This is a genomic window from Flavobacterium erigeronis, from assembly GCF_054075165.1.
Window position 1 is genome coordinate 55,189 of the sequence record NZ_JBSKGP010000005.1, and the last position, 13,376, is coordinate 68,564.

12 protein-coding genes are annotated in these 13,376 nt (G+C 32.7%); 8 read left to right on the forward strand and 4 right to left on the reverse strand.

What is annotated here, in order from left to right; all coding sequences use genetic code 11:
- The 3 genes from porG to ACWA1F_RS11135 form a co-directional block, all read right to left on the reverse strand.
- Positions 1-696, reverse strand: a complete 696-nt coding sequence (porG, locus tag ACWA1F_RS11125; RefSeq protein ID WP_306159622.1) for a type IX secretion system protein PorG — start codon at positions 694-696, stop codon at positions 1-3.
- 173 nt (positions 697-869) lie between these two features.
- On the reverse strand, positions 870-1,754 hold the full coding sequence (locus tag ACWA1F_RS11130) for an NAD kinase (RefSeq protein ID WP_306159620.1): 885 nt from the start codon (positions 1,752-1,754) through the stop codon (positions 870-872).
- 98 nt (positions 1,755-1,852) lie between these two features.
- On the reverse strand, positions 1,853-2,515 hold the full coding sequence (locus ACWA1F_RS11135; RefSeq protein WP_306159618.1) for a CBS domain-containing protein: 663 nt from the start codon (positions 2,513-2,515) through the stop codon (positions 1,853-1,855).
- A gap of 115 nt (positions 2,516-2,630) precedes the next feature.
- On the opposite strand from ACWA1F_RS11135, the gene ACWA1F_RS11140 reads away from it, so the two are divergent.
- The 3 genes from ACWA1F_RS11140 (at position 2,631) to ACWA1F_RS11150 (ending at position 6,567) form a co-directional block, all read left to right on the forward strand.
- Entirely contained in the window at positions 2,631-3,344 is a 714-nt protein-coding gene (locus tag ACWA1F_RS11140; protein ID WP_456893809.1) for a pyridoxine 5'-phosphate synthase, read from the forward strand.
- A gap of 78 nt (positions 3,345-3,422) precedes the next feature.
- Positions 3,423-5,696, forward strand: a complete 2,274-nt coding sequence (locus ACWA1F_RS11145) for a TonB-dependent receptor plug domain-containing protein (protein ID WP_456893810.1) — start codon at positions 3,423-3,425, stop codon at positions 5,694-5,696.
- A 4-nt stretch (positions 5,697-5,700) separates the two neighbouring features.
- Entirely contained in the window at positions 5,701-6,567 is an 867-nt protein-coding gene (locus ACWA1F_RS11150) for a DUF4249 domain-containing protein (protein ID WP_456893811.1), read from the forward strand.
- A 39-nt stretch (positions 6,568-6,606) separates the two neighbouring features.
- On the opposite strand, the gene ACWA1F_RS11155 is transcribed toward ACWA1F_RS11150, so the two are convergent.
- On the reverse strand, positions 6,607-7,968 hold the full coding sequence (locus ACWA1F_RS11155; RefSeq protein ID WP_456893812.1) for a hypothetical protein: 1,362 nt from the start codon (positions 7,966-7,968) through the stop codon (positions 6,607-6,609).
- Positions 7,969-8,182: 214 nt separating this feature from the next.
- Here ACWA1F_RS11155 and ACWA1F_RS11160 point away from each other — a divergent pair, with 214 nt between their 5' ends.
- The 5 genes from ACWA1F_RS11160 (at position 8,183) to clpX (ending at position 13,175) form a co-directional block, all read left to right on the forward strand.
- Positions 8,183-8,947 (forward strand): alpha/beta fold hydrolase, encoded by a 765-nt coding sequence (locus ACWA1F_RS11160; RefSeq protein WP_456893813.1) that lies wholly within the window; start codon positions 8,183-8,185, stop codon positions 8,945-8,947.
- 52 nt (positions 8,948-8,999) lie between these two features.
- Entirely contained in the window at positions 9,000-9,344 is a 345-nt protein-coding gene (locus ACWA1F_RS11165; RefSeq protein ID WP_306159611.1) for a phage holin family protein, read from the forward strand.
- A gap of 112 nt (positions 9,345-9,456) precedes the next feature.
- Positions 9,457-10,779, forward strand: a complete 1,323-nt coding sequence (locus ACWA1F_RS11170) for a trigger factor (RefSeq protein WP_306159609.1) — start codon at positions 9,457-9,459, stop codon at positions 10,777-10,779.
- Between the two features lie 320 nt (positions 10,780-11,099).
- Positions 11,100-11,774: an ATP-dependent Clp endopeptidase proteolytic subunit ClpP gene (gene clpP / locus ACWA1F_RS11175; protein ID WP_306159607.1), complete on the forward strand. Its 675-nt coding sequence runs from the start codon at positions 11,100-11,102 to the stop codon at positions 11,772-11,774.
- 168 nt (positions 11,775-11,942) lie between these two features.
- Positions 11,943-13,175, forward strand: a complete 1,233-nt coding sequence (gene clpX / locus ACWA1F_RS11180) for an ATP-dependent Clp protease ATP-binding subunit ClpX (protein ID WP_306159605.1) — start codon at positions 11,943-11,945, stop codon at positions 13,173-13,175.
- The last annotated feature ends 201 nt before the right edge of the window (positions 13,176-13,376 follow it).

A 13,376-nucleotide genomic window follows, 5' to 3' on the forward strand; every position in this document is an offset into this window, starting at 1 on the left:
TTATTCTGCGCAATAGCAAGGTTTTTGTCCAAAGGTATAGGTTAAAGTAATACCTGAAAAAACATACCAGTCATTATTATTTAAATTTCCAAACTTTAAAATGTTTGAACTACTTGTGTCAGGGTTGCTTCCGTCAATATTATCTGTAAAAGTATAACGTACTCCAGTTTCAAGTCCTAGTACGAAACGTGGCGTTATATTCGATTTTATACCTAATATAAAAGGTATAGCAAGAGAGCTTGAGTTTTCGGAATATATTATGTTTGGATCTGCTGGTTGGCGATATCGATACAAATTATCATACAGGAAAAAATTTAATCCTGAAAATACATAAGGAGTTATTTTTGTATGATAATCATGCAGATTAAAATCAAAGAAATTAAATTCTAAACCAGCAGAAAACTCTTTTATATCATTGTCAAAGCGATAACCTCTTCCGCTTCTTCCGCTTTCGTCAGATTTGAGGTCATTTCCACTAACATTTGACTGCGTGTAAGAGAATCTCCAAGAATGTCTAGGACTTCTATTCCATTTATACAGAATACCGAAAGCTAGTTTTTCTGGGTTGATATAAGTTGTTTTACCAACATCTCCAACAAAGTTGCTTCCACCAAGAAAAACACCAATCTCATTGATCTGAGCATTAAGTGTAATAAAGGGGAAAAAACATAACAATAAATTAAAAATTTTCTTCATTTAATTCAAAATTGCGTGCAAATATAATAATTATCAATACGAATCAAAGTTCCTTTGCTTAAATGTGCTTTTTTTTCAATTTACGTTATGATTTTGAGCCATTTAATGATGATTCACTACATGCAGAACGAGAAAATGTGGTATTATCGTATAGTGAAGAATCAGAAAAGAGTTTAATTTCTTTTATCTTCTCCCCAGAGCAGTTTGTTTCTCAAGGTCTTTAAGAAAGTTTCGCCTGGTATTTCAACCATTTTAATTTTGTAATCTGTTTTTTTAATTTTTAAAATAGACTCATTTTTCACTGAGGAAATTCTCGAATCTAAAGAAACAAGGTATTGGTCTTCTCTTCCTGTTACGCGTAGTGTAATTTCGGTGTCGTCAGGAATAACAAGAGGTCTGGCGGTTAAATTGTGAGGGGCAATTGGCGTAATAACAAGGCTTTTTACATCTGGCGTTAAAATTGGTCCGCCACAGCTTAGTGAATACCCTGTTGATCCGGTTGGCGTTGAAATGATTAATCCGTCGGCCCAATAAGAATTTAAATATTCATTGTTCAAATAAGTTTCAACCGTAATCATCGAAGTCGTGTCTTTTCTGCTCACTGTAACTTCGTTCATTGCAAAATTAAGTTCTTTAAAAGCCTCGTTATAAGGTTCACAGCTTAATCCTAACAAAGTTCTTTCAGAAGTGGTGTAATTTTGGTCTATTACATATTGTAGTAAACTTTCGATATTTTCTTTCTGAACTTTAGCAAGAAAACCTAATCGGCCTGCATTTATACCTAATAAAGGAACTCCAGAATTACGAACAAAAGCAGCGGCTCTTAAAATAGTACCGTCACCTCCAATACTAATCAGCATTTCAAAACTATTGTCTAAAGCAGTACTTGGAGAAAAAGTTTTGTATTCTTTTTTTACAAGCTGTTTTTCGTAAAGCATTTTCAGGAAATTTTCTTCAATTACCATTTCAACGTTATTGGTATTGAAAAATTTGAAAATGTCTTTTATAATAGGTTCTGTGCTATTCTGATAGTATTGTCCGTAAATGGCTATTTTCATTCTATTTAAATTAGATAATTTGTCAATGTGTCAATTAGATAATTTGCAAATGTGAAAAATGTCTAATTAACTAATTTTCTCATTGGCACATTCAAAATCTATATATTAAGGTATTTGTCTAAATAATCTGATCGCTCTTTTAAGCTGTTAATATAGGTGTCTTCCTGATGTTCGGAAATAATTTCGTAACCGTATCTTCTATAGGTCTGGATAATCTCATTAATTGCTCCTAAACCAATTTTTACCGTAATCTGAACATTGTTTTCTGTATCAGCTTCAGAAACAAAACAGCCTAAAACTTTTCCGTTATTGCTTTCTATAATTTGGGTTACCTCACTCATTGAATAATCCAAAAGACCTTTTTGTACAATAATAATAGCGCCTGGTTCTTTTAAAAATGGAGTTTCTTGAAAAAACTTCATAATGTCTACCATTTCATAATAGCCAATATAATTATTGTTTTCGTCAAGAATAGGAAGGATGTTTGTGTGGTTTTTTGCAAAGACCTCTAAGACATCAAGCCAAATCATCGATTTTCTGGCAAAAAAACGTTCTAAAGTATATTTGTAGTCAATTGCTTTTTTATCAATGTCAAACGTTTCAACATCATCAGAAGAGATGCTTCCAATGAAAGTACCGTCTTCTAAAATCGGGAAATGAGAAAAATTAACATCGATAAAAAAGTCTTGAATCGAGGCTATCGTTTCCTGACTGTCAATCGCTCTGAAATCGTTTGTGATATAGTTTGTAATTTCTGTCATAAATCAATTGAGGATATTTGATGCAAAATAATCAAAAAATACCGAAAACCGCTCTGTTTTACTTTGTATTTTTGTCGTAACAAATATAAGGTTACTAGAATTAATATCTATTTATATGACAAAATTAAGTGTAAATATCAATAAAATAGCAACGCTTCGAAATGCGCGAGGCGGAAATGTTCCTGATTTATTAAAAGTGGCTGCAGATATTCAGCGATTTGGCGGGCAAGGAATTACCATTCACCCACGTCCAGATGAGCGCCATATTCGTTATCAGGATGCGCGCGATTTAAAAGCAGTAGTTACAACAGAATATAATATTGAAGGAAATCCGCAGCACAATTTTATTGATTTGGTTTTAGAATGCAAACCAGATCAGGTAACCTTAGTTCCAGATGCAATTGGAGCTATAACTTCTTCAGCAGGTTGGGATACGATCAAAAATCAAGAATATTTGACAGAAGTGATTCAGGAATTTCAAAAAAACGGAATCAGAACTTCGATTTTTGTTGATCCAATTTTGGAGATGATTGAAGGAGCTAAAAGAACGGGTACAGATAGAATTGAATTGTACACAGAATCTTTTGCACACCAATATGATTTAGGAAACGAAAGAGGAATTGATCCTTATGTTGAAGCTGCTAAATTGGCAAATGAATTAGGTTTAGGGATCAATGCTGGACACGATTTGAGTTTGGATAATATTAAGTTTTTTAAACAAAATATTCCTGGTTTATTAGAGGTTTCTATTGGTCATGCCTTGATTTCAGAAGCGCTTTATCTTGGTTTGGATAATACAGTGAATATGTATCTAAATAAATTGAAATAATATTCCAATTAAAACAATTATAACCTGATGTAATTGGGTTATAATTGTTTATTTTCGCACTTTTCTTATTAAAATCTAGTGTCGAAAATAATTGCTTTCTTCTGTTTTTTTTGTTTTTCTTGCGTATTTGCGCAAACAAAAGCAACTCTTTCTGGTAATATAAAATCTTCTGAAAATGAAAATGTAATTGGTGCAAATATTTCTTTTACAGCAAAAGATTTTCAAGCTTTTTCTTTAGCCGATTCTTTAGGCAATTTTTCGATAAATGCTCCTTTGGGAGAAATGAAAATTAAAATTGACCAAGCAGGATATATTTCTAAAAATATTCAATTAGACTTTAAAAAAGATACTGCGGTTTCGATCGTTTTAGAAAAAGATATTGCTTATCTAAAAGAAGTTGTTGTTTCAAATAATAAAAAAAACGCCATAACGAATCTTTCAAACGGAAAGCTTTCGTTTAATGTAAAAGAATTGTCAGCCGTTCCAACTGTTTTAGGAACGACAGATATCATTAAAATTTTACAGTTAACTCCAGGTGTTCAAAATTCGGGAGATGCTAATGGTTATTTTTATGTTCGAGGCGGAGACCCAGGACATAATGCTATATTATACAATGGAACTCCAATTTATGGGATGTCTCATTTATTGGGAATTTTTCCTTTCTATAATGCAGACCATATAAAAGATGTAGAGTTTGATAAATCGAGTTCAAACGCAAAATACGGAGGAAGATTAAGTTCGACAACCTTATTAAATTCAAATAAAAAAATGCCTTCAGAATTTGGCATTCAAGGCAATTTAGGGATTCTGGCTTCTCAATTAAGTGTTGCTGTTCCGATTAACAATAAAAATGCATTTTATATTTCTGGAAGAAAAACATACATCGATGAAATAGTTGGGCCGATATTAAAATCAGGGCAAAAATACAATGATGTTCAAGATATGAAATATGGTTTTTCTGATGCTAATCTGACTTTTTTATCTCAAGTTTCTAAGAATAATTTATTTGCACTAGATGCTTTTGTTAGTGGTGATGAATTAAAAATTAAAGATGAAAATCTACAACTTCGCACAAGTTTAAAATGGAGTAATTTTACAGTATCACCATCTTTAAATACGACAATTTCTCCAAAAGTGAGCATGTCAAACGCTGTATATTTTAGCCAGTATTCTAATGATTTAAATATGGAGCAGGCTACAATTCAATTTGCGGTTTCTTCGTATGTAAAGGATTTTGGCTTTACAAACTCGGTAAAATATTCAATAAAAAATATTCCTGTAGAGTCTGGTTTGCAATATGTTTATCATAATTTACAACCGCAAAAGGTAAATGTTGAGAATTTTGCGACAATCGATAGCGAAACTCCAAAAATTATTAATGCTAATGAAGCAGCGATTTTTACTACTCTAAAACCCAAATTATCAGAAAAACTATTTGCAGATTTAGGACTTAGAATCAATTATTACACTTCGGGAGCAGATTCGTATTTGCATTTTCAGCCTCGAGTTGTTTTAAATTATGTGCCAGCAGAAAAATATTCTTTTTATGCTTCTTACAATAAACAATATCAATACTTAAGTTTGATAACTACATCGAGCGTTGGAATTCCGACCGATTTTTGGATTGCCAGTTCTGATGGAATAAAACCGCAATCTTCAAATGAATTTGCAATAGGTTCCAATCAAAATTTATCAAAAAACTGGTCGTCTTCGTGGGGAGGATTTTATCGTTTAATGAAAAATATACTGGAATATCCGTATGGAATTACACAGTTTAATGAAATTACCACTTTCAAAAACGATTTGTATGTTGGAGAAGGAAAGGCTTACGGATTTGAAGCAATGATTAAAAAAAGCAATGGGAAGTTTAGCGGTTGGTTAAGTTATACTTTAAGCTGGTCTGATCGAAATTTTGATGAGCCAAACAACGGTAAAACCTATTTTGCTAAATATGACAGACGCCATAATCTCTCGCTGGTAGGTATGTATGATTTAAATTCAAAATGGAATTTTGGCCTTACTCAAGTGTTCAGCTCTGGTAACCGATTTACAATGCCGACTTCTTGGTATTTCATTAATAATAATCCTGTTAAAGAATATTCTGGGTATAATAATGCGCAAATGCCAAATTATATTCGAACAGATATTTCTGCCAATTATTATTTTATAAAAACGGCTAAAAAGGAAAGCGCATTAAATTTTTCGATTTATAATACGTTCAATATTGGAAATCCAATTTATGTGGTTTTAGATGTTGAAGTAAATGAAAATAAGGATAAAGTAGTGGTAAAGCAGGAAGAGAAAGTCTTATATCGAATATTGCCTTCTGTTAGCTGGAGGTTTAAATTTTAAAAGCATGAAAAAGTATATATTCTTTCTATTGGGTTTGATTTTAGTAAGCTGTTCTAATGATGATTTTAGCAGTAAGAAAAGCGTAGAATCTAAAATTGTGGTCGAAGGCTGGATTGAAGAAGGCGATTTTGCCAATGTTCTTTTATCAAGCAGTATTCCGGTTACAGATGTAATCGATTCGACAAATGTTTTGAACCATGTAATTCGATCTGCAAAAATTACGGTTTCAGATGGGATAAATTCTGAAGTTTTGCGTGTTAAAAATGATAAAAACCGAATCCCGCCTTTTGTGTATTTTGGTTCTACAATAAAAGGAGAAGCGGGAAAAGAATATTCAATAAAAATAGAATATCTAAATCGTGTTATAAGTGCGGTAACCAGAATTCCAGAAAGTGTTCCGTTAAAAAGCGCGGAGTATGTAAAAACAAATCCGTCAGACACTATCGGGTATGTATTTGTAAAATTTGATGATCCGATAAATCAGAAAAATTATTATCAGTTGGCAACTAAAATTGAAGAAGAAGAGCCGATTTTTGTTCCTGCTTTTTATGGAAATTTAGATGATAAAAATTTTAAGGAGCCTTCAGTTTCGTTGCAGATTAATAGAGGTGTTTTGCTTTTTCCTAAAACTAAATTCACTCCTTATTTTGCCGATGGAGATTTGATAAACGTAAAATTAAGAACCCAAACAAGAGAATCTTTAGATTTTTGGAACAGTTGGCAGAATGAAATTGTTAATAGCCAAAATCCAATTTATCCAGCCAATATTAGTTTAAAATCAAATATAAATGGAGGAATAGGAATTTGGGCAGGGTACGGGCAAAGTACTATAGTTGTTAGAACTCCTCCTAAAATAGAAAAGCCGATTTGAACATCTTCAAATCGGCTTTATCTTTAATATGTTTAAAAATTATTGCTTGTTAAAAGCGGCAATAAAGTCATCAAATTTCGTTTGTAATTTTTCAAATCCGCTAGAGAAATAAGCACTCATTTCAACTTCAGTATTGTCGCTGAATTTTAAGTAAAGTACTTCATCATAAGATACTCTTGTAAATGGCTCTCCTTTATCATAGTTAAATTGCCAGTATTTGTATTCTGTACTCCAAGTAGGTAGTTTGAATGTATCCCAAATAGTAGCTTCTCTTTTTTCTGAATGCTCAATAATTTCAGCAATTTTAGTTCCATCCTTTTTAGAAACTAGATAAAGCTTGTAGTTTTTATTGAAATTGGCTATATCTCCTTCAGAAGCCTTTTTGTTGTAATCATTTATAGCTGTATAGTATGCTTTGTAATCAGATTTAGGGTCAGATTCATCAGGATATTTAGGGAAAACTAAACTCTTTTCAAATGCGATTTCTTCTGATCCAGCAGTAGCTAAATCCATATCTGCAATAATAACAAAATTGTCCATTAAAGTAAATAAACCGTTAGCTTTTCCTCTGTATTGAACAAGTTCATCGTTATCGATTAATTTGTCAATTTCTGTACTGCTTCCAGCGTTAAATGAAACTAGACTTTTTCCATTGTAAGTCAATGTAGCTTTAGAAATATTAGCAGTAGCTTTAGAACCGCTCATTTCCCAAACATAACCATCGTTTAAACTCATTTTGTAAGCAAACTCGTCTGGAGATTGATTTTTAGATGAATATTTAGCAGTTTGAGTAAATGTAGCTGCTTCCTTATTGTCTATTGTTAAAGTTGCATCAGATGAGCTTGGAAGAAAAAGATTGTCATATACATCTGCATCTGTAGTGCTATTATAACTGTCGTAAAATTCAACTTTTACACCAGAAGAAACTCCTTTTGAAGTAAAAACGGCATTATTTGCTGTTAGAGATTTTTTTGCAGGGAAAACGAATTTTAATTCAGTTGTTGAAGCAGTTTTATCCCAGATCTTTTTAGCATTATTCCAAGTATAAATTCCGTAAACACCAGAAATGTTTAAGATATCTTCAACTTCATTACCATTTTTTCCGTTAAAAACGTCAATGCTGTTTAAATCAAGTAGACGAGCTAAATTTTCCATTGCTTCAATAGCACTAGAGCTTTTAGATTTATCCATTTCAACAAGCATAGAATTAGCTTCTACTTCTAATTTTGCTTTTTGTTCAGTTGGAGTAAGTTTTGAATAGGGCTGTTTTACCAAATTTGCAATCTGCTCTTCTAGAGTTAATTCTGTATCTGGTTTTGTTTCTTCACCGCTTTCATCGCTTGAACAAGAAATTGCTAATTGAGAAAGCACTAGTGATGCTAGTAGGAATTTTTTAATCATAAATGTGGTATTTAATTAAGTTTTGATTTAAATCAAGTTTTTGATTTTGCAGCGAAGATACATTTCCAAACTTGACATTACTTACGGGAAACCGTAAACTGTAAACTTTTTTGTAATAAAAATGAATTGATAAAAATTTTTGCAATATGTATACCTTTAGTGATTGATTGATTAGTTTTTTACATTTGCAAAAGGAATTTATAAACAAAATAGAATGTTATACTCAAAAATAGAAGGCGAAGGAAAACCATTTGTCATCATGCACGGATTTCTCGGAATGTCAGATAACTGGAAAACTCTTGCCGGACAATATGTAGAAGCCGGATTTCAAGTTCATATTTTGGATTTAAGAAACCACGGCCGCAGTTTTCATTCAGACGAGTGGAGTTACGAAGCAATGGTTCAGGACGTTTACGAATACTGTCAGGCAAATAATCTGACACGAATTGATATTCTAGGACATTCAATGGGAGGAAAAGTTGCTATGCTATTTGCGACTACGCATCCAGAAATTGTAGATAAGTTGATTGTGGCAGATATTGGTCCGAGATTTTATAAACAGCATCATCAAGATATTTTGGAAGGATTAAACGCTATTGATTTTTCGGTAAAGCCAAGTCGAAATGACGTAGAAGCAACTTTGTCACAATATGTTCCGGATTTTGGAACACGTCAGTTTTTATTGAAAAATTTATATTGGAAAGAACCTGGGCAATTGGCTTTCAGATTCAATTTAGAAGCTTTTAATAATAATCTGGATGCGATAGGAAAACCTTTGCCAGATGGTTTAGTTTTTGACCAGCCGACATTGTTTATCCGCGGAGGAAATTCTGGTTATATTCAAGATGCAGATCTTGACGGAATCCGTCAGCATTTTCCAAACTTAAAACTAGAAACGATTCCAAACGCTGGGCATTGGCTTCATGCCGAAAATCCGAAAATGTTTTTCGAAATGACAGCTTCCTTTTTAAAAGAGTAGTTTTTGTGATAAAAATTTTAGTACATTTATTTAAAATTTAAAAGAAAAAGTTATGAAATTAATACTTAGACTTCTTGTTACAGCAGCCTTGGTTTTGTTACTGTCTAACCTTTTAACTGGTGTTCATGTGGCAAGTTTTGGAACAGCTGTAATTGTTGCTTTTGTTCTAGGATTGCTTAATTTGTTTATAAAACCAATATTGGTTATCCTGACATTACCAGTAACAGTAGTTACTCTCGGATTATTTTTATTAGTTATAAACGCCATCATTATTTTACTTTGTACAAAGATTGTAGGAGGCTTTGCAGTAGATTCGTTCTGGACAGCATTAATATTCAGTGTAATTTTGTCTATTCTGCAATCGATCACCTATAAAATACTAGGAGACGATAAATAAACATTTGGAGCAGATTAAAACTGCTTCTAATACAATAGATTAAAAACTTGGTTGGGTTGCAAAAATTTTATAATTTTGCAACCCAATTTTATTATGTAAATTAAAGAAGAAGATGGATATTAAAAGAGTAGCAATAGACGCTGTAAACGAGACAATCGTTATGAACGTTGTTCATATGGATTATAAAGGTCAAGTAGCAAAAAGAATTAACGAAAAGATGCCTTTAGCACAAGTTAAAGGATTTAGAAAAGGTGCCGTGCCTAAAGATCTTGTTGAAAAACAATACGGAAAAGCTATTAAGCAAGAAGAGATCAAAAAAGTAGTTGATTTGGCTTTAGAGCGTTATATTCAATCTGAAAGATTAAATCTTTTAGGAACTCCTCTTGCTAAAGTAAATGAAGATTTTAACTGGGATGCTGAAGAATTAACTTTCGAATACGAAATTGGTTTAGTGCCAAACTTCGAAATTGATTTAGAAGCTAAAAATGATATCGTAAAATATATCGTTACTGCTGACGATAAATTAATCGACGGACAAGTAGAGCGTATCCAAAAACAATTTGGAAAAGCAATTCCTCAAGAAGTATCTGATGAAAACTCAGACTTAACTGGAACTTTCTCAAACGAAGCTGAAGGAATCGACAATACAACTACAATTGCAGTTAGCGCTTTCAGCAAAAAAGCTGGAAAACAATTCGTAGGTAAAAAAGTTGGAGATGTTGTTACAGTAAGCACAAAAGGTTTATTTGAAGACGATCACCAATTAATGGATTACTTAAAAGTTGGTCACGAAGGTGTTCACGGTTTAGATGTTGAAGTAAACTTTACTATCAGTGCTATCAACGGTTCTGAGCCAGCTGAATTAAACCAAGAATTATTTGACAAACTTTTTGGTGAAGGAAAAGTAGCTTCTCTAGAAGATTTAAAAGCTAAAATTAAAGAAGATGCTGAAGCACAATTTGCACAGCAATCAGAACAAAAATTATTATTAGATGTTCAAGATTTCTTAATCGAAAACACAAAATTCGATTTACCAGCTGAATTCCTTAAAAAATGGTTGCAAACTGTAGGAGAGAAAAAATTAACTGCAGAAGAAGCTGAAGTTGAATACGCAAGATCTGAAAAAGGTTTACGTTTCCAATTAATCGAAGGAAAAGCTTTAGCACAAAGCAATATCCAAATTACATTTGAAGACTTAAAAGCTTTTACATCAAACGCTATCAGACAGCAAATGGCTCAATTTGGACAAACAAATCCAACTGACGAAGAAGTAGAAGGAATCGTGGCTAGAGTTTTATCTAACCAAGAAGAAGTGAAGAGACTTTCTGAGCAAGTTGTAGCATCTAAAATGTTAGATATCTTCAAAGAAAAAGCTAACCCAACAACTAAAGAGGTTACTTACGAAGAATTTATCGCTGCTTCTTACGGAGAATAATTTCTAAAATAATATTCATATTAAGAGCGTCAGGAAGTTTTTTCCCGACGCTCTTTTGTTTTAATTTATTTTTTGATTACTTTTCAGAAGCTAATTCAGCTATCCGTTGCAAGTTTTTTTATTGTCGCCTTTTTTTTGTAAGGTAAAAAAAGAGCTTCCGTTGGTCGCTTTTTTATACCAACAAAAAATAGTTGCCAATTAAAAAAAGCTTTCCACTGCTATCTGGGCTAGAAACAGGACAAATTGACATTTTTTTGAAAGAGGTACAACCTTTGATGAGAAAATAATATCATTATAACATAAACTTAGAACACTACAATATGAACTACGGTAAAGAATTCAAGAAATTTGCTACAAAGCACCAAGGAGTAAACGCAATGTATTACGATAAAATCGTGGCCGCAATGACTCCAACAAACATGACTCCATATATTATAGAAGAACGCCAGTTGAATATTTCTCAATTAGACGTTTTCTCAAGATTAATGATGGATAGAATTATCTTTTTAGGAACAGGTATTGACGATCAGATTGCTAATATTGTTCAGGCTCAGTTATTATTTTTAGAAAGCGCTGATGCTTCAAAAGATATTCAAATTTATTTAAACTCTCCAGGGGGAAGTGTTTACGCAGGTTTAGGAATTTACGATACAATGCAATACATCAAACCAGATGTAGCAACAATCTGTACAGGAATGGCAGCTTCTATGGGAGCAGTTTTATTATGTGCAGGAGCAGCAGGAAAACGTTCTGCATTGCCTCACTCAAGAGTAATGATTCACCAGCCATCTGGAGGAGCGCAAGGAGTTGCAACAGATATGGAAATCAACTTACGTGAGATGTTAAAATTGAAAGATGAATTATACAACATCATTTCACAACACTCTGGACAGTCATTCGAAAGAGTTCACAAAGACAGTGAGCGTGACTATTGGATGAAAGCTGACGAAGCAAAAGAGTACGGAATGATTGACGAAGTATTAAGAAGAGGATAATTTTCTTAAAGCTTCTAAGTTATTAAGATGCTGAGTTACTGAGGCTCTTTGTAATTTCAAAAATCATAAATAAAGTATAAGATTAAGCTGTAAAGAAGTTAAGTTTTTAAGTTTTAGGTCAAAAAGCTTAGAAACTTAGTATCTTTGCAGCTTAGTAACATAAATAGAATGGCAAAAGTAGTATTAGAATGTTCGTTTTGTGGAAGAAAGAAGCCAGAAACTAATTTATTAATTGCAGGTATCAATGCACATATTTGTGATAAATGTATTGAACAAGCACACGGAATTGTATTAGAAGAATTAAAATCTAGCGGAAGCGCAAAACTAGTTGGGGACTTAATTTTAAAGAAACCAAAAGAAATTAGAGCTTTCCTGGATCAATATGTTATTGGTCAAGATCAGACTAAAAAAGTAATGTCAGTTGCGGTTTACAATCACTACAAACGTTTAATGCAACAGCAATTGGACGACGAAGTTGAGATTGAAAAAAGTAACATCATCATGGTTGGTCAAACTGGAACAGGAAAAACATTAGTAGCAAAAACCATTGCAAAAATGTTAGACGTTCCGTTGGCAATTGTTGACGCAACAGTTTTGACAGAAGCAGGTTATGTTGGAGAAGACGTAGAAAGTATTTTAACTCGTTTACTTCAAGCTGCAGATTATGATGTGGCAAAAGCCGAAAGAGGAATCGTATTTATTGACGAAATTGATAAAATTGCCCGTAAGAGTGATAACCCGTCAATTACGCGTGACGTTTCTGGAGAAGGTGTTCAGCAGGCATTATTAAAATTATTAGAAGGAACAGTTGTAAACGTACCGCCAAAAGGAGGACGTAAACACCCAGACCAGAAATTTGTTGAGGTAAACACTCAAAATATCTTGTTTATTGCCGGTGGAGCTTTTGATGGTGTAGAACGTATTATTTCAAAACGTTTAAATCGTCAGGCAGTGGGTTACTCAACTTCTAAAAATGTTGACAATATCGACAAAGACAATTTGTTGCAATATATTATTCCAAAAGACATCAAAGACTTTGGTTTGATTCCTGAAATCATTGGCCGTTTACCGGTCTTAACGCACATGGATCCTTTGGATAAAGAAACACTTCGTGCTATTTTAACGCAACCTAAAAATGCTTTAATCAAACAATATCAGAAATTATTCTTGATGGATGATGTTGAATTTACGATTACAGATGAAGCATTAGACTTTATTGTAGATAAAGCTTTAGAATATAAATTGGGTGCTCGTGGATTGCGTTCTTTATGCGAAGCTATCCTGACAGACGCCATGTACGAACTGCCAACTTCAGACGATATCAGTCTGACAATTGACAAAGAATATGCAGAGCATACTTTAAGCAAAAACTTATTGAAGCGTATGGAAATTGCTTCTTAAATAGACTTAAATAACTTTGTCAAAGTTTTAAACTTGGACAAAGTTCAACTATAAACCTGTTCATTTATTTGAGCAGGTTTTTTTGTATTTTATCCCGTGTTATTTCTTATATTTGTTTTAGCCGATTCGTTTAATCATAAGTTTTAAATATGGATTTTGGAAGTATGGAAATTGGTTTGCTGATATGGCAAATTGTTCTTT